Source organism: Pseudomonas bijieensis, assembly GCF_013347965.1.
Lineage (GTDB): Bacteria > Pseudomonadota > Gammaproteobacteria > Pseudomonadales > Pseudomonadaceae > Aquipseudomonas > Aquipseudomonas bijieensis.
On the sequence record NZ_CP048810.1, the window covers coordinates 6,696,424 to 6,713,986 of the forward strand.

Consider the following 17,563-nt stretch of genomic DNA (forward strand, 5'->3'; position numbering starts at 1 on the left):
CCATCGACGCTGCCCGTAGCGAATTATTATGCAAATAATTCATTTGGAGTTTGCTACATCTGATTTTTAAACATATTAGGTTATTCCTAAAAAGAATTTCACTGGGTTTTTTTATGCGAATAGCATGAGTCCGAAGCTGATGCATGGCGCCTCTGGCCATGTTCTATATGAGGAAGGAAGCCTGATGAGCGACAAGATTTTCGAGACACGGGGCACCAGCAGCTCTTTTTTCGTCGAGAAGACCGTGCGTCTCAACGCAGCGCGGCAAGGTGCGTGGAGACTGGCTCCCGACTGGTTGCGTCATTGGCGCACGCCAGAGGCGTTGTTGCGCTTGATCAGTCCGATTGTGCTCCTGCTGCTGTGGGAGCTGGCGTCGCGCTGGGGCCTGATCCCGCCGCGGGTCATTGCCGCGCCGTCGCAGATCGGCGGAACGCTATGGGCCATGATCGTCTCGGGTGAGCTTGGCAGGCATCTGCTGGTTTCGCTGCAACGGGCGCTCGTGGGGTTGAGCATCGGCGTAACGATCGGTGTGATCGCGGCGCTGATCAGCGGCCTGTCGAAACGCGGCGAGGTGGTCCTCGATTCGCCGATGCAGATGCTGCGCACCATCCCTTCGCTGGCCCTCGTGCCGCTGTTCATCCTCTGGTTCGGCATTGGCGAGTTCACCAAGATCGCGCTGATCGTCATCGGCACCACTTTCCCGGTGTACCTGAATCTGTTTGCCGGCATTCGCAATATCGACCCCAAGCTGATCGAGGCCGCCAACACCTTGGGCCTGAGCCGTCGAGAGCTGATCTGGCACGTGATCCTGCCCGGTTCCTTGCCCTCGTTTTTCGTCGGCCTGCGCTACTCCCTGGGAATTTCCTGGCTGGCCCTGGTTTTCGTCGAGCAAATCAACACCACCGCCGGCATCGGCTACCTGGCCAGTGATGCGCGAGATTTCATGCGCACCGACGTGATCGTGATTTGCCTGCTGATCTACAGCGTCCTCGGCCTGTTGATCGACGGATTGATCCGCACGCTGGAGCGATTTGCCCTGGCCTGGCGCCCAACTTTTGTGAGGAACTGATATGTCGAGCATTGATCTCGTGGAGGCATCCAAACCCACGGATGCCGTAGCGCCTGTGCAACTGCGCAATGTGGTGCGTCAATTTGGCCAACAGCGGGTCATCGATGGCCTGGACCTGGACATCGCCCCGGGGGAGTTCGTCGCGCTGCTCGGCGCCAGCGGTTCGGGCAAGACCACCTTGCTGCGCAGCCTGGCAGGACTCGACAGCATCGACAGCGGTCAACTGCGAGTGCCCAGGGCGCGGGCGGCAGTGTTCCAGGAACCCCGGCTGATGCCCTGGAAACGGGCCTGGAAGAACGTGATTCTTGGCCTGCGCGTTCCCAATGCCAAGGCTCGTGCGGTAGAAGCCCTGACCGAGGTGGGCCTGGCTCATCGGTTGGAGGCCTATCCGGCGACGCTGTCTGGCGGCGAAGCCCAACGGGTGGCGCTGGCCCGCGGCCTGGTGCGCGAGCCAAAGTTGTTGCTGCTCGACGAGCCGTTCGCCGCGCTCGATGCGCTGACCCGGATCCGCATGCATCGGCTGATCATCGACTTATGGCGCAAACACACACCTGCTGTGTTGCTGGTGACCCACGATGTGGACGAAGCGATCCTGCTGGCCGATCGGGTCATCGTGCTGGCCAACGGCAAGATCGCTGAACAATTGACGATCGATCTGCCCAGGGCACGGGACACCGGCCAGGAAGGCTTCCAGAACATCCGTGCGCGCTTGCTGAAACTGTTGGGTGTTGAAACGCTGGAACCCGCGGCCCAGGCAAATGGCGCTGCACGTCAGGCTACGGCCAGCAGCGTCCGGCGTTTTGCCCATGGATGATCTGTCGATGAAGGCGTTCGCCATGCCCAGGCGCACCTGGAAGACCACGGCCGTGCTATTGGTCGGTGCCGCATTCGTGCTTGCAGGGTGCAAAGATAACAGCGACAGCCAATCACCTACGGCCAAGGCTCCCGACTTGTCCAGCGTGACGCTGGTGCTGGGCGATCAGGCCAAGGGTTTGCGCACGGTGGTGGAAGCGTCGAACGCATTGGAAGGGATCGAGTACAAGGTGCAGTGGGCGAACTTCCAGGGCGCCGCGCCGTTGTTCGAAGCCCTGCGGGCCGGCGCTGTCGACCTGGCGCCGGCGGGTGACACGCCGGTGCTTGCGGCGGCAACGGGAGGCACGCCGTTACGGATTGTCGCGGTGCGGCGCGGCCAGTCACGAGGCATCGCGATTCTGGTCCCGCCGGATTCAACGATCCGCAGTGTCGCCGATCTGAAAGGCCGCAACGTCGTGGTTTCGTCGGCCCGAGGCAGCATTTCCCAGTACCTGCTGATCCGCGCACTGGCCAACGCCGGGGTCGATGAGAAAGACGTCAATGTGGGGTTTGTCCTGCCGACCGATGCGTTGCCAGCGTTCAACGCCGGAAAAATCGAAGCCTGGGCGACGTTTGGTGTGTACCAGGCTTTCGCTGAGCAGAAGGGCGCCCGGGTATTGCTCAGCGGCGAGGGCATCAACTCGGGGCTGACGTTTATCACGGCCTCAGATGAAGTCCTGAATGACCCGCTCAAGCGCAAGGCGTTGAGTGATGTCCTCGGACGTTTTGCCAAGGCTTTCGAATGGGCGCAGGACAATCGCGATGAGTACGCCCGGGTCTTTGCCAAGGTTAACGACATTCCCCTTGAAGTCTCGCAGACCTTGCGCAGTTGGGGCGACGAGTCGCTGGTTCCGGTCGAGGCGCAAGACGTCCAGGCCCTGCAACAGGTCGACGATTTGTTCGTGGCAAAGAAAATTTTTCCCCATCGAGTCGACGTTAAGGCGCTGACGGATCAGCAGGTGTTTTCCCCGACGCCTTTGACGCTGTCGCAATCGGAATCGGCGCGTTAGCCCAGGAACTGGTGCGTGTTCAATTTGGACATTTATAGGAGTCAAGCAATGGGCAATGTTCAGAGCGCCACCCGTGCCCTGGAGGTATTCCGACGCTCGCTGCCGAGTGGCGAGCTGTTGGATCTTGGCCGGGTGTTCCGCGAACCTTTGGCGCTGTCGCGGTTGCACACCACGCCCAAACGCGTATCGAGTCGTCGCGAAGGGCTCTTACTGGGGGTATTCGTCCTGGTGCTGCATGGAGCGGTGATTGTCTGGGTCAACCAGGCGCCTGCTCCGGTATTGCCCGTGGTACCGCCGGAGATTCCGCCGATGACCATCGAGTTTTCCCAGCCCGCGCCGCCGGTGGTGGAGCCTCCACCACCCGCACCGATTCCGCAACCTGTGGTCGAGCCTCCGCCGCCGGTCGAGGATGAATTGGCCATCAAGCCACCGCCGCCTAAACCGATTCCCAAACCCAAACCGCTGGTCAAGCCGGTGCCAAAACCCGTAGCCAAGCCGGTGGAGCAGCCACCGGTAGCTCCGGCACCGCCGCAACCGGTCGTGGCCCCGGCGCCGCCCGTACCGCCCGCACCGAAACCGGTGACGCCACCTTCGGCCAGCGCCGGTTACCTGAAAAATCCGGCGCCGGAATATCCGTCGCTGGCAATGCGTCGCGGCTGGGAAGGCACGGTGCTGTTGCGGGTGCATGTCCTGGCCAGCGGCAAACCCGGTGAGGTCCAGCTCCAGAAAAGCAGCGGCCGCGATCAACTCGACGACGCTGCGCTGGCGGCGGTCAAGCGCTGGAGTTTTGTTCCGGCCAAGCAGGGGGACGTCGCCGTGGACGGGTGGGTCAGCGTGCCCATTGACTTCAAGATCAAGTAACTCAACGCAACCGACAGACCGCGGGCCACCTGACAAAAGGCGCATCGCTACAACCGATACCGCTACAACTGACTTAGCGCCTTATTGGAGAGCCTGACCATGAACCTGATTGCATCGCCTTTTGAATCCATCGAACACGCCGTCATCTGGCCGTTGATCCTTTTTTCCGTCACGACCTGGGGCCTTGCCTTGCTCAAGGGCGTGCAATTCACTCGTCTCAAGACCCAGGACCGCAAATTCCATAAGCGCTTCTGGACCGCCTCCAGTCTCGATTCCGCCGCCGAACTGGCCCAAAGCCAACCGGGTGCGGCAGCCCGAGTGGCACTGGCCGGCTATGCTGCGATCCAGGTGCCGGAAGGCCTGCAAGCCACCGACCTGAGCCAGTCGATCAATCACCAGGACCGGCTCGAGCGCGCCTTGCGCCAGCAGATCGTGCGGGAACGCCGGTCATTGGAAAGCGGCCTGGCAATCCTGGCGAGCATTGGCAGCACGTCGCCCTTTATCGGCTTGTTCGGCACCGTCTGGGGCATCATGTCGGCCCTCAAGGGTATCAGTGCGGCGGGCTCGGCCAGCCTGGAAACCGTCGCCGGCCCGATCGGTGCCGCGCTGGTCGCCACCGGCGTCGGTATCGCCGTCGCGGTGCCGGCGGTGCTGGTCTACAACTACTTCCTGCGTCGCCTGAAGCTGACCGCCGCCGACCTCGACGACTTTGCCCATGACTTCTACAGCCTGGCCCAGAAGAATGCGTTCCGCGTGTTGCTGCACCCGGTATTGAACAAGCCTGGTGCGACCGTCGCCGGACAGAAAGTGAAGGAGGCGTCCTGACATGGCCTTCTCCACACAAGACAGCGACGAAGTGCTCAGTGAGATCAACGTCACGCCACTGGTGGATGTCATGTTGGTGCTGCTCGTGGTGTTCATCGTCACCGCGCCGCTGCTGACCAACGCCATTCCCATCAACCTGCCAAAGACCGAGTCAGTGGCGCCAGTGGAACAGAAAGACCCGCTGGTGGTGAGCATCGACGACAAGGGCAAGGTGTTCATCAACAAGGATGAGATCCAGGCGGATCTGCTGGAGTCGAACCTGCAAGCCGCCAAGGCGAAGAACCCTGATGTACGGGTGCAACTGCAGGCGGACAACGGCGTGAATTATGGCGAGGTGGCCCGGGCCATGGCGTCCATCGAGCGGGCGGGGATCAGCAAGCTGTCGGTGATTACCGCGAAGTAGAGGTGTGGTGCGAACCATTTCCGGGGCTGCGTTTTGTAGCGATCACTACACCAGCATCAAGGCAGCCATCAGGATGCCGATTCCTGTCCAGGCAGGCGAGGGCATGCGGTCCTCTCACCTAGTATTGGCTAGGTGATGTGGAGGGAGTCCAACGTTCTTCGACATCATCTCGACGTGGAGAACGGAAAAATATGCGCCCCAATCACCTCCATCTGGCCTGGTGACCGGGGCAAGTCGCGACTGTGAGCTCCGTAGGTGCTCGGAGCTGCTCGGCGGCTCGAATCATCCAGGCGTCGGCGTAAGCGTCAAAAGCGTACCTCCTTGCCGAGCTGAAGCGTAGGCCGCGTCCATGACCTGCATGATGGCCTCGGCGTCGCGTAACGATGCAATGGGCTTGGCCCCGTTACGGCACTCAGCAAGCACTTGCTTGACGAACAGTGGGTAATAGACGTCTGTGTCCAGTTGCAGTCGGCGGCTTCGAGTACCGGCGGCAAGGTTCTGTCGATCCCTTATTTCGATTCGGTCAGGACCGGATTTGGCGTACATGTGATCGGATGAAAGGGTGAAGGAGAACTCTCGTTGTTCATCAAAGGTACTGGGGAAACTGTATCCCGTTTCCACAACACCGATCACGCCATCCTCAGTCTGCAGGGTCAATAACGAATAGTCTTCGACGTTACCCCGATGCGTGAGTGAATTCATGACGGCTGAGACTCGCGAGACTTCCTTGCCGGTCAGCAGTCTGAAGAGATCTATGAAATGCGTCGCCACGTTGATCGTCGATCCGCCTCCTGAAAAAGCAGGATCGATGACCCAGCCTGAGCCTGCCGTTTCATAACGAGAGGGCGGACCTACGATGAAACGGAAAGACATGTAGTTGAAGTCCGTGGCCAAGTGTCCCTCGGCATCTTGCAGGGCACTGAGCAGTTCACTCATGCGGAAGATCAGCGGTACAGCACAGTAGAGATTGGCTTGCTCGGCCAGCTCACGTAGCCGTGTGACTTGTGCCATGTTGATGCCGCAGGGCTTTTCCAGGGCAAAGGGGATGTTTCGTGCGATCACGGCCTCTGCCAGTGACGGCATTTGCGAGTGCCTGCCGAACACGAAAGCAAAATCGACCTCCTCGCGCTCAAGCAATTCGTAGGATGAGCTATACAAAGCGCATTTGAATCGCTCGGCAATCGCCTCACCCTTCACGTGCTCCGAATCCGACACGGCCACCACTTGGACCCCATGGGTCTCAAGCGCATTCAGATACAGCGGGACGTGCCAATGGCTGACTTCCAGTAACGCAACTTTCATATGTACTTACTCCTGGCGCGGTGCTGTTACGTTATCGGGGTGGTAATCGAACCCAAGGAAGCGCAGTGCAAGCAACGCCTGACCTTTGTGCATGGGGCCACCGTCCTGGGTAGGACAACCTCGTTTACGCGCAGCAGTGCAAAGCGGTGTCGAGTCCGGCGAGTTGATGATATCGACGACGAGGGTGCCGGGCTCGAGCCGGTCGGGGTCCACAGGCATAGGATCATTCTTGCTCATGCCAAGCGGCGTGGCATTGATCACGATTTCATGGCCCTGTGGGTCGGGAGGGCCGGAATGCGTGATGCAACCTGTTTCGGCAGCAACGGCTTTCGCCAGCTCCTCGGCTCGCTGTTCGTCGACATCGGAAATAGTCAGCGATCGAGCGCCCGCCGACGCGACGGCAAATGCGATCGCTCTGCCTGCGCCTCCAGCGCCGACCAAAAGAACGTTTTTGTCCGCGGGATAGTAGCCTTCCCATTGCATGCCAAGGACACAGCCGAGGCCATCGAATACGGCGCCGACCCAGCGTCCGTCGGTCTCGCAACGAATGACATTGATTGCACCGACTTGCCGCGCAGTCGGATGAAGTTCGTCGACAACCGCCAGCATCCTTTGTTTGTGAGGCATGGTGATCAGGATGCCGGCGAGATTGTTCAGCGCTCTGGCACCCGCCACGAACGAGGACAGGTCATCGGCCTTGACCTCCAAAGGAATACAAACCGCGTCTGCCTGCTGTTCTATAAAGAGTCGATTGAATAATTGTGGAGACTTGGCGGCCGCCAGCGGATGGCCGACCAATCCATAAAGCCGAGTTGTTCCTGTGATATGTGAGGCCATGGTTGCCTGATATTCGATGTTGACGGGAAGAGGCGCCCTGATTGCCTTTGGGGGCATGAACAGCGTGGATGGCTCTGCATAGGCAAATGCCAACCGCATGATGCTGCTCTGCCCGTCGGGCCTGTGTGGGGCGCGAAAACCTGAGGGTCGCACCAGTGTAATTCGAAGGTGGTTACGAGCGCAGTTGGCTAGCCAGGTCGTTTGGGACGGCTGTCCGGGCTGTGCCCTGCATCGCTTCGGCTCGTAGACGATCGTATTCTTCTTTGGCGATAGGCACCGCGTTGCGCTTGCCGAGATCTTCAAGGCGAATCCGGTACGTTTCACGCGTAGTGAACGCCGCGATCGCAGCGACCACACAGATACCTAATGTAAGGGAACCGATTTTCAGAGGGATATTCTCGGAGCCGGGCGGCGCGACAGTGACGAAGATTGCCGGGAGAAACGCAGTCATCGCGGTTCCGATATTCTGTCCGATGGCCATGCCGGTCACACGCACCCGCGTGCGGAACAGTTCGGGAAAGAGGCTTGGGAAGACGCCGTTGAAACCCTGGTAGGCGACGCCCCACATGAGTACAGAGAGAATCAGCGAAAGCCACAGGTTGTGGATGCTGATCGCGTACAGGTACGCGTACGAAAGCAGTCCCGCGCAGAGCACGCCAACAATGACTGGGGGCCTGCGGCCGATCTTGTCTGAGAGGTTGCCGACGAAGGGGATCAGGATCACCGCGCACATGTTACCCAGCAGAGGAATCCACAAATAGATGCCTGCAGGGAAGCCGATTCCATAGGCAGGTTGAACTGCGTAAGTGGCGCCGAATACCGAAGCGACAATGGCGATCACTGCGGCAAGTGCCATGCAGATCACACGCAAGAGGTCACCCCAGCTCTGCCGGATGACTTCGACGACTGGCAGGACCGTCTCTACGTCTTGCTTTTTCTGTTCGGAAAATGCCGGTGTCTCATCGACCTGGCGACGAATGATATAGCCCATGATGACGACAACGACGCTAAGCAGGAACGGAATCCGCCAGCCCCAGGAAGCGAACTGATCCGCAGGCATGAAGTGAGCCAGAGGCAGGAAAACGGCTGCCGCGAGGAGCTGTCCGGCCTGGACCCCTTGGAGAGTAAAACTCGCGAAGTAACCACGGCGACCGGACGGAGCGTGTTCGAGAATCATGGAACTGGCGCAGGAGATCTCCCCGGCCACCGCAAAACCCTGAATCAGACGCATCGTCACCAGCAGCAGCGGCGCCCAGATCCCGATCTGCTGGTACGTTGGCAGAAGTCCGATGCACATCGTCGAGAAGCCCATCAGGAACATGCAGTAGACCAGAACCGTTTTACGGCCATGACGATCGCCTAAATGCCCCAGGACGACGGCGCCTATCGGCCGGGCGATGTAACCCACACCAAAGCTGGCCAGGGAGGCGATGATGCCGACCGCTGGGTTATCAGATGGGAAAAAGAGCTGTGGGAACAGCAACGCCGCTGCGGTCGCATAGATAAAGAAGTCGTAATACTCCAATGCCGAGCCGATCCAACCGCTGGCGGCGGCTTTCTTTGACTGGCCTTTGGAATGAGCGTCGATCGGTATGCTCTGATTCATGACGTGTCTCCGGTTTTCCAATTGTTTTTATTGTAACAACGTTCCATTAGTAATTCTGTTACTGGAAACGCCGCATTGTCAAGGAAGTCTTTCCTTGGTGATCAAGGCGTGACGCTGGTATTCGTGAGGTGCTGAATGCATACGCCAGGCACCGTCGCCGAGCCGAGCGCGCACGCTAAAGCCCGCTCATGCAATTGAGCGAATAGGGTGTAAGCGGATGAACAGGCTCCCTAGCGCCAGCTGCCAGCACTGTTGCTTCCTACCGAGGGCAATGACTCCAACGACAGGTTTTAACGTTGTGATGCGTGGCTCTCTGCAAAATTGGACGTGTCAGCGGTGCAGGATGACCCCAAGGCGCACGAGCCCCGTGCGCCTTGGGAGAACACCTGCGCCGCCTTGCACGTTTGCCAACCTACAAGCTATCTCGCGAGGGATAACCGTCGACAAGCCTCGAAATGTTCAACGGATTCGCGTTCTTGAGCGCATCGGGAAGCAATGCATCCGGGTAGTTTTGGAAGCAGACGGGTCTCAGAAAGCGGTCGATGGACAAGGTGCCAACCGAGGTGCCACGACTATCGGAAGTCGCAGGGTAAGGGCCGCCGTGCACCATTGAATCGCAGACCTCGACACCCGTTGGGTAGCCGTTGATGAGGATGCGGCCAACCTTCATCTCCAACAGAGCAGTCAACTCTGCGAATTGCGTCAGGTCTTCTGGCTCGCCAATCAGGGTCGCGGTCAATTGTCCGTGAAGGGCATTGATGGCAGCGTTGAGTTGCGCCTGGTCAGTGACCTCGATGAAGATGGACGTGGGGCCGAAGACTTCTTCTTGAAGAACCTTGTCGCCGTTAAGCAGTAACTCTACGTCGGCCTTGAACAACTGTGGCTGGGCCTGGTGACCCTGTTGATTGCTGCCGGCCAGGTGCACGATGCCGGGGTGCGCGTGCAGGTTCTGCAAGCCAGCCGCATAGCTACGCAGCGTGCCTGCGTTGAGCATTGTCTGTGCCGGTTGGTCGCTTATCAACGCTGCCACTCTATTCTGAAAAGCACTGAAAGCATCCGAGCGAATGCCAACCACCAGCCCGGGATTGGTGCAAAACTGCCCACAACCTTGAACCACCGAGGCGACAAGATCGTGAGCGATACTGTCGGCTCGACGCGAGAGGGCCTGAGGCAGGATCACGACCGGGTTGATGCTCGACATCTCGGCGAAGACGGGAATGGGCTCGGGGCGAGCGGCGGCCATGTCGCACAATGCTCGGCCGCCCTTGAGCGAACCGGTGAAACCAACGCCCTTGATGAGCGGATGTTTGACCAAGGCTTCGCCTACGCCACTGCCGTAAATCATGTTGAAGACACCGGCGGGCATGCCGCTGCGCTCGGCCGCCCGGATAATCGCGTTGGCGACCTGTTCTGCAGTCACCATGTGGCCGCTGTGGGCTTTGAATACCACCGGACAACCCGCCGCGAGCGCCGAGGCGGTATCACCGCCGGCCGTGGAGAAGGCCAACGGAAAATTACTGGCGCCAAACACCGCAACCGGACCGATGGCGGTGCGGTACTGGCGAAGGTCAGGGCGCGGTAACGGCTTGCGAAGTGGTAACGCCTGGTCGATGCGAGCGCCATAGAAGTCACCACGGCGCAGTACGTTTGCAAACAGGCGCATCTGACCGCTGGTACGCGCGCGTTCGCCCTGGATGCGAGCTACAGGCAATGCTGTTTCACGGCAAACCAGGGCAATAAACTCATCGTCCAAAGCCTCCAGCTCTTGGGCAATGGCATCGAGAAATTCAGCCCGTTTGCTCGCGCTCAGGCAGCGGTAGCTGGAAAAGGCGTTGTTGGCTGCATGAGCCGCGTCCTCGACTTCTTGCAAGGTCGCCTGGTGGAAGGCATAGGGCAAGGTCTCCCCCGTGCTGGCATCGACACTCTTGACGATGATACTGCCGGCGGCGCTGCGCTGACCGCCGATAAAATTCTGGCCGGTGATGAGGGGCATCGTTGTCTCCAGGTTGAATGTGCAAGAGATAGCTGGGCAAGGCATTCCCAGGACTGAAAATCAGGTGACGGCGCCGATCTGCCAAGGCACGAACTCATTTTGTCCGTATCCGTGCTGTTCGCTCATGCTGCGCTCGCCCGAGGCAATGCGCAGCATGGTTTCAAAGATCGCGGCACCGCACTCTTCGATGGTCAGAGTGTCTTCGGCTATTTCGCCGCAGTTGATGTCCATGTCTTCTCGCTGACGAGCCCACAAGGCGCTATTAGTCGCCAGCTTGATTGATGGGGCAGGGGCGCAGCCATAGGCCGATCCGCGACCGGTGGTAAACGCAATCAGGTTGGCGCCACCGGCGACCTGACCGGTTGCCGAGACCGGGTCATAGCCAGGGGTGTCCATGAAAACCAGCCCGTTGGCAGTGACGGCCTGGGCATATTCGTAGACATCCATCAGATTGCTCGAGCCGGCCTTCGCCACAGCGCCCAGGGACTTTTCCAGAATGGTGGTCAAGCCACCGGCCTTGTTGCCGGCAGAGGGGTTATTGTTCAACTCGGCCCCCATGCGCTCGCAGTAGCGTTCCCACCAGTGAATTCGAGCGATGAGTTTTTCGCCGACTTCACGGCTGACAGCCCGCCGCGTCAGCAAGTGTTCGGCCCCGTAGATTTCTGGGGTTTCGGAAAGAATCGCGGTACCGCCGCAGGCGACCAGGCGATCCACCGCATTGCCCAGTGCGGGGTTGGCGGTAATACCGGAATAGCCATCCGAGCCACCGCACTGAAGCCCGACGGTCAGATGGCGAGCGCTGACCGGTTCACGCTGGATCTGATTGGCCTCGCCAAGCAATTGCTTCACGTGGTCAATGCCACTGGCGATGGCCTTGGACGTACCGCCACTGTCCTGGATGTTGAACGTACGCAGGGTATTACTACGGGTCAGTCCTTGCGTCGTGAGTAATGAGTCGATTTGGTTCGTCTCGCAGCCCAACCCGATGACCAGCACGGCCGCAAAGTTGGCGTGGGTCGCATACCCGGCCAATGTCCGGCGCAACATGCTCAAACCGTCGCCCGCGGGATCAACGGCGCAGCCGGCGGAATGCGTGAGAGCAACAACACCGTCGACGTTTGGATACGCTTGCAGTGCAGCCGGATTGATGTCCCGACGAAAATGGTCTGCGATGGCCCGGGCGACTGTGGCAGAGCAATTCACTGACGTGAGAATGCCGATGTAGTTGCGTGTCGCGACGCGTCCATCCGGGCGCACGATACCCATGAACGACGGGGCTTCACTCGGTTTGGCGTTGGGTTTCGCATCGACGCTGAAGGCATAGTCTCGAGTGAATTCCCCCATGGCCAGATTGTGCACATGGATATGCTCGCCTGCTTCTATGTCGACAACCGCAAAACCAATGATTTGCCCATAGCGCCTCACCGGTTGACCGGCTTCGATACGCCGGGAGGCTACTTTATGACCCGGTACAATCGCTTGCCGGACAGTCACGCCTTCTTGCTCAAGAAATTCGCCAGCAAGCAGCGGTCGGCGTGCGATAAGCACATCGTCCAGCGGGTTCAAGCGCAGCACAGCTGCTGCGCCGGTTTTCATGATCAGTTCCATCGCATCCTCACGGGCTGCTGGGTAGTGCGCGGTCGCTGGTAGCGCCGCACTTTTGTGCCGGCACTATAGGATTCATGGAAATGGCTGCCTAATGAGAGCTTTCGATTGCTCGATAACTTTGCCTCATCGGCTTTGTCTGGGATGGCTGCGGTGTTTCTTCTCTGTCGCTGTCTGCCGCTGTCTGGCGAATTCCAATAAGGTCGCAATAAACGTCCGCGTCGGCTCTGACAGGGGTTCATCCTTGCGAGTGATAACCCCGTAATCCTGAGATTCAACTTTGAAGGGGGTGTCGAGGATTTGCAGTTGGCCATTTTGCAGGTGCGACTGGACCATGGACTCGGGGAGCATGGCGAGCATTGGTCCAGACTGCAGCAACTGCAGGAAGGTTTGCATGGAAATTGTCTCCACCGTGTTGGTGGGCGGAACGATCTTGAACTTCGTGAAAGCACGCTCCATGCGTTGTCGGATCGGCGTATTGAAGGGATACATGACCCATGGCCATTCGCTGAGTGCTTCAGTGGGCACCACTTCAAGTTGGCACAGCGGATGTGCGCTGTTCGCGACGAGACAAAAGGGTTCAGGCCCCAGCGGCGTAAATTCGAAAGGCTGACAATCCTCATCCGTGAAGCGGGCGATGATCAAATCGAGTTTTTTTTGTTCGAGCATTTCCAGCAGATGGTTGCTGGTTTGTTCGATCACCTCGATAGAAAGCAGAGGGCGCTCCCGCTTTATGCTGGCGATGGCTTCAGGCAACACCACTGATGTCGCGGCGAAAATGGTGCCGATTTTCAAATGACCATGCCCGCCTCTTCGCAGCTTGTTGACTTGGTCGACGAACGATTCGGTGTCTTCCAGGGTAATACGCGCATAACGAGCCACGAACTCCCCTAGTTCAGTCAGCACCAGGTTGCGCGTCTGGCGCTCGAACAGTGGGAAACCCAAGAGTACTTCCAGATCGCGAAGCAATTTACTGATGGCCGGTTGCGTAACATTCATGTGTTCTGCGGTCGTGTGCATATTGCGGGTCTTGGCCAAGCTATTGACCAGTACCAAATGTTTGATCTTCAGCCATCGGGTGACACTGCCAAAAGTAATTTGATCGTTTTCCATTGGATAAGGCCTTGTCTGTCGATAACGAAACAGCATTGATTAGTGAGATTCTTTCATTGGGATTCGCACGGGCGGTCCATTAGCTTTGCGGCTCTGATGGCTGACTGATCTGGAAGCTCTATGGCGAACTTGAAACTGACGCGCGAAAACACCCTGCCAGTGGATGGCTTGGCCGGAACACTGATCGGCCGTGCCTGGATCCCGGGTGCGATTGCAGGACCCTCGCCGGTAGTGCTGCGCGAGGACGGTGTGTTTGATCTTTCTGAAACCTTTTCGACAATAAGCGAACTGCTGGAACACACCTCGCCGTTGTTGGCAGTTCGTCAGGCGTCTGGCAGGTACATAGGGACTGTCGAGGCGTTGCTTGGAAACACCGGCAGCCATGCCGATCCCGGCAAGGCATCGCTGTTGCCCCCAGCAGATCTGCAAGTCATCAAGGCGGCCGGGGTAACGTTCGCCTCTAGCATGATCGAGCGGGTCATCGAGGAGCAGGCCCGAGGCGATGCCGCCAAAGCGGAAAGTGTTCGCCGCTTGGTGCAAGAGGCAATCGGCGATAACTTGCGGGCAATCAAGCCAGGCTCGCCAGACGCGATGCGCCTCAAGGCGGTGCTGATCAAGCAGGGTATGTGGTCGCAATACCTGGAGGTCGGTATCGGCCCGGATGCGGAGATTTTCACTAAGGCACCGGTTCTGGCCGCAGTGGGCAGCGGCAGTGAAATCGGAATTCATCACAAGTCTGAATGGAACAACCCGGAACCGGAAATCGTGCTGGCGGTGAACAGTCGAGGCCAAGTGCATGGCGTCACCTTGGGCAATGACGTCAACTTGCGTGATTTCGAAGGCCGCAGTGCACTGCTGTTGAGCAAGGCCAAGGACAACAATGCGTCCTGTGCGATCGGCCCATTTATTCGTCTGTTCGATGAAGCGTTTACGCTCGATGACGTGCGCAATTGCGTCGTGGATCTTCGGGTTCAGGGCGACGACGGCTTCATCCTTAAAGGCAGCAGCTCCATGGCGCTGATCAGCCGTGACCCGTTGGATCTCGTGGCCCAGACGATCGGCGGCGATCACCAATACCCTGATGGCTTCATGCTGTTTCTCGGGACATTGTTTGCGCCTACCCAGGATCGTGAGGAGCCGGGAAGCGGCTTTACGCATAAGCAGGGTGATGAGGTCAGCATCGGGAGCCCGTTGCTGGGTACATTGCGCAACGCAGTCACCTACAGCCATGAGGCTGCGCCCTGGACTTTCGGCTTGCGAGCAATGATGCACAATCTTGCTGCCCGCGGACTGCTGTAGGTAAGGCGGGAGGGGGAGATGCATTGGGTGTTCTTCCGCAAAAGATTGGACATACGCAGGCTCATTTCTATTGATGAAAAGAGCCGAACCCGTTTCATATCGGTCGGGCGTCCCTGCTTCCTGGAGATGCCTGCGGGTCCCACCCTGTCTCGATAAGGTCAGCCAGATACAAGCGGGTTTGACTTATCGGATGGCGCCTGCATATTATTGGAACGTCGTTCCAGTACGAACAATGTTGCTCACATTCACCTCATTGTCAAAGATAAGTCGAGAAAAATATGAGAGTCGTTAAAGGTGCTGTTGACCGCTGCCTGGAGGCTATCGAGCTGCTGGCACGTGAAGCTCGCTGGATGCGGATGTCCGATATCGCCGCTGAGTTGGGCTTGGAAAAGGGGCCCGCTCATCGAGTGCTTGCTCAGTTGGTCGAGCAAGGATGGGCAGAGCAGGATGAAGCCACCTCGCAGTACCGCTTGACGCTGAAGCTGGCGCTGTTGGGGCAGCGCTATTTGCATGGAATTGGTTTGCCTGAGTTGGTCCAGCCGATCCTTGAGCAAGTGGCTGTTCAGTGCCAGGAGTTGGTACGGCTGACGGTGGTCAACGAGGGCACCTTGTCCTGGCTGTCTTCGGCCCAAGGCGCCGCGCCGGGGCTCATGTATTCGCCGGCCATGGATAAACCGATCAATCTCTACGCCACCGCCAATGGCAAAGCCTGGTTGGCATCAATGCCCGATGAACTGGCCATTGAGCATGCGTTGCGTAGCGGATTGGGGAAAGCTGACGCCGGGATGGGGCAGGGACCGAAAGCGATCAACAGCATCGAAGGCTTGTTGGCCGAACTGGCGCTGACCCGCAAGCGCGGGTATGGCTTGGTCATCGAAGAAGCCGAAGCGGGTGTCTGGGCGATTGCCGTACCGGTCAAGCTGGTTCCGTCTGGTGCTGTGGTCGGTACGATGAGTATCGCCGGCCCGGTCTTGCGCATGCAGCCTGAACGTTATGACGAATTGCATGCTCTGCTGGAAGATGCAGCCAACAAGCTGGGTACGGTTTGGCCGCGCCAGAGCAACGTGCATTCGGAGAGCGTATGAGCCAGCTCGCACCTGCATGGACCGAGGCGGGGGCAGGGCTGGAAGTCGCGGCTGCCGCTTTGGTTCGTGCACGGCTGGAGGGTGTCCGGCTGGGATCCTTGCCAGGCCCGAACCCGCCAAGCAGCCTCGCACAAGGTTTTGCCATTCAGCAGCACGTGGGGCCATTGGCTGGAAAAACCGTCGGGGGATGGAAGTGTGCATTACCCCCGGCTGGCAAGTGGATCGTAGCCCCGATCTACAGCGACAGCATTGTAAAAGGCGAGCGTTACCGACTGGCCGCCGACGCCGATAAGGCGCGCATCGAGCCTGAACTGGCGTGCGTCCTGGCCCATGATTTGCCGGCTCGTGCCGAGCCTTATACAGCTGGAGAGATTGCTGCTGCGATCAGTGACGTGCACTTGGCACTGGAAGTGATCGACTGCCGTTACACCGATCCACACTCATTGCCGTTCGAGCAACTGCTCGCCGATGGTCTATTCAATCACGGCCTGGTACTCGGGGCGCCAATCACGCTGTCGAACCCCGCCAGCATGCCCTCTGCGCTGGATATCACCCTGAGTGATGCAACGGCTGAGCTTGTGAATATCAAGGGCCGCCATCCGGACGGGGATCCGCTGTTGCCGATCGTATGGCTGGCCAATTTTCTGTCTACACAAGGGATAGGGCTGCAAGCAGGGCAGGTGGTTATCACCGGGTCCTATGCAGGTGTTCTCGATGTGCCCGTCAATCAGCCACTGCATGTTCGGTTCGGCGAAGCAGGCTCATTGTCTGTCCATTTCTCAACGCTGGAGGAGTAACAAATGCGCTTAGTTCGTTTTGGTTTACCGGGGCAGGAACAGCCGGGAGTTTTGGATTCGCAAGGGATCGTTCGAGACCTTTCGGGCATTGTCGATGACATCGATGCGTCGGCCCTGAGCCCCACAGTGCTTGAAAAACTGCGTGCTGTTGACGTTGAAAAGCTGCCGGTGGTGGCGCCTGGCACACGTCTTGGTCCATGCGTAGGCAACGTACCGAACCTGATTTGCATCGGTCTGAACTACTCCGATCACGCAGCTGAAACGGATACGCCTATCCCGAGCCAACCGGTGGTATTCAACAAGCACACCGCATCCATCAGCGGACCCAACGACCCGGTGATTTTACCGACGGGTGCCCAGAAGCTTGATTGGGAAGTCGAGCTGGCCATCGTCATCGGTACGCCCGCCTGGCAGATCGATGAGTCGCGGGCTTTGGAACACATCGCCGGTTATTGCCTGGCCAATGATGTTTCCGAGCGGGCTTATCAGCTTGAGTACGAAGGCCAGTGGACCAAGGGGAAAAGCGGCTTTTCTTTCGCACCTCTGGGACCTTGGTTGGTCACCCGTGACGAAATTGCCGATCCGCAGGCACTTGACCTCTGGCTCGATGTGAATGGCAAACGTCTCCAGACCGGCAATACCCGTACGATGATTTTCAGCGTTGCACATATTGTCGCGTACCTCAGTCGCTTCATGCCGCTAATGCCGGGTGACGTCATCATTACCGGTACGCCACCCGGTGTAGGGCTCGGGCAGAAACCACCGGTATTTCTCAAGGCGGGTGACACCATGCGTGTCGGCGGCCAAGGGCTGGGTGAGCAATTTCAGACCGTGGTTCCTTACGTTGCTGAAATGGGCGCTGCGTGGGTCGCCGGTCGCCATCCCAACGTTGACTGACTATCGCTA

At 58.8% G+C, this 17,563-nt stretch carries 16 protein-coding genes; 10 read left to right on the forward strand and 6 right to left on the reverse strand.

What is annotated here, in order from left to right; all coding sequences use genetic code 11:
• The first annotated feature begins 184 nt into the window (after window positions 1-184).
• From GN234_RS29770 to GN234_RS29795, 6 genes are all read left to right on the forward strand, one after another.
• On the forward strand, window positions 185-1,069 hold the full coding sequence (locus GN234_RS29770) for an ABC transporter permease (protein ID WP_176689506.1): 885 nt from the start codon (window positions 185-187) through the stop codon (window positions 1,067-1,069).
• Window position 1,070: 1 nt separating this feature from the next.
• Complete coding sequence (locus tag GN234_RS29775; protein WP_176689507.1) at window positions 1,071-1,883, forward strand: ABC transporter ATP-binding protein; 813 nt, start codon at window positions 1,071-1,073, stop codon at window positions 1,881-1,883.
• A gap of 22 nt (window positions 1,884-1,905) precedes the next feature.
• On the forward strand, window positions 1,906-2,931 hold the full coding sequence (locus tag GN234_RS29780; protein WP_176689653.1) for an ABC transporter substrate-binding protein: 1,026 nt from the start codon (window positions 1,906-1,908) through the stop codon (window positions 2,929-2,931).
• A 48-nt stretch (window positions 2,932-2,979) separates the two neighbouring features.
• Entirely contained in the window at window positions 2,980-3,792 is an 813-nt protein-coding gene (locus GN234_RS29785; protein WP_176689508.1) for an energy transducer TonB, read from the forward strand.
• Window positions 3,793-3,891: 99 nt separating this feature from the next.
• The gene (locus GN234_RS29790; RefSeq protein WP_176689509.1) at window positions 3,892-4,617 is read left to right on the forward strand and encodes a MotA/TolQ/ExbB proton channel family protein; all 726 of its coding nucleotides are present in this window, start codon (window positions 3,892-3,894) and stop codon (window positions 4,615-4,617) included.
• A gap of 1 nt (window position 4,618) precedes the next feature.
• Window positions 4,619-5,020: an ExbD/TolR family protein gene (locus GN234_RS29795; protein WP_046061820.1), complete on the forward strand. Its 402-nt coding sequence runs from the start codon at window positions 4,619-4,621 to the stop codon at window positions 5,018-5,020.
• Between the two features lie 282 nt (window positions 5,021-5,302).
• Here GN234_RS29795 and GN234_RS29800 read toward each other — a convergent pair whose 3' ends face one another.
• The 6 genes from GN234_RS29800 to GN234_RS29825 all read right to left on the reverse strand — a co-directional run bounded on the left by GN234_RS29800 (window position 5,303) and on the right by GN234_RS29825 (window position 13,476).
• Window positions 5,303-6,322 carry a Gfo/Idh/MocA family protein gene (locus tag GN234_RS29800; RefSeq protein WP_176689510.1) on the reverse strand — a complete coding sequence of 340 codons (1,020 nt, stop codon included), beginning with the start codon at window positions 6,320-6,322 and terminating at the stop codon, window positions 5,303-5,305.
• Window positions 6,323-6,328: 6 nt separating this feature from the next.
• On the reverse strand, window positions 6,329-7,258 hold the full coding sequence (locus tag GN234_RS29805; RefSeq protein WP_233459500.1) for a shikimate dehydrogenase family protein: 930 nt from the start codon (window positions 7,256-7,258) through the stop codon (window positions 6,329-6,331).
• Between the two features lie 73 nt (window positions 7,259-7,331).
• Window positions 7,332-8,765 (reverse strand): MFS transporter, encoded by a 1,434-nt coding sequence (locus GN234_RS29810; protein WP_176689511.1) that lies wholly within the window; start codon window positions 8,763-8,765, stop codon window positions 7,332-7,334.
• Window positions 8,766-9,177: 412 nt separating this feature from the next.
• Window positions 9,178-10,758: an aldehyde dehydrogenase (NADP(+)) gene (locus GN234_RS29815; protein ID WP_176689512.1), complete on the reverse strand. Its 1,581-nt coding sequence runs from the start codon at window positions 10,756-10,758 to the stop codon at window positions 9,178-9,180.
• Window positions 10,759-10,818: 60 nt separating this feature from the next.
• On the reverse strand, window positions 10,819-12,366 hold the full coding sequence (locus GN234_RS29820) for a UxaA family hydrolase (protein WP_176689513.1): 1,548 nt from the start codon (window positions 12,364-12,366) through the stop codon (window positions 10,819-10,821).
• A gap of 123 nt (window positions 12,367-12,489) precedes the next feature.
• Window positions 12,490-13,476 carry a LysR family transcriptional regulator gene (locus tag GN234_RS29825; protein ID WP_176689514.1) on the reverse strand — a complete coding sequence of 329 codons (987 nt, stop codon included), beginning with the start codon at window positions 13,474-13,476 and terminating at the stop codon, window positions 12,490-12,492.
• Window positions 13,477-13,596: 120 nt separating this feature from the next.
• Between GN234_RS29825 and GN234_RS29830 the strand changes: the two genes are divergently transcribed.
• The 4 genes from GN234_RS29830 (at window position 13,597) to GN234_RS29845 (ending at window position 17,554) form a co-directional block, all read left to right on the forward strand.
• Complete coding sequence (locus GN234_RS29830; protein WP_176689515.1) at window positions 13,597-14,775, forward strand: fumarylacetoacetate hydrolase family protein; 1,179 nt, start codon at window positions 13,597-13,599, stop codon at window positions 14,773-14,775.
• Between the two features lie 278 nt (window positions 14,776-15,053).
• The gene (locus tag GN234_RS29835) at window positions 15,054-15,860 is read left to right on the forward strand and encodes an IclR family transcriptional regulator (RefSeq protein ID WP_109753329.1); all 807 of its coding nucleotides are present in this window, start codon (window positions 15,054-15,056) and stop codon (window positions 15,858-15,860) included.
• Complete coding sequence (locus GN234_RS29840) at window positions 15,857-16,657, forward strand: 2-keto-4-pentenoate hydratase (RefSeq protein WP_176689516.1); 801 nt, start codon at window positions 15,857-15,859, stop codon at window positions 16,655-16,657. Before GN234_RS29835 ends, GN234_RS29840 begins: the two co-directional genes overlap by 4 nt.
• A gap of 3 nt (window positions 16,658-16,660) precedes the next feature.
• Window positions 16,661-17,554: a fumarylacetoacetate hydrolase family protein gene (locus tag GN234_RS29845; protein WP_109753327.1), complete on the forward strand. Its 894-nt coding sequence runs from the start codon at window positions 16,661-16,663 to the stop codon at window positions 17,552-17,554.
• The last annotated feature ends 9 nt before the right edge of the window (window positions 17,555-17,563 follow it).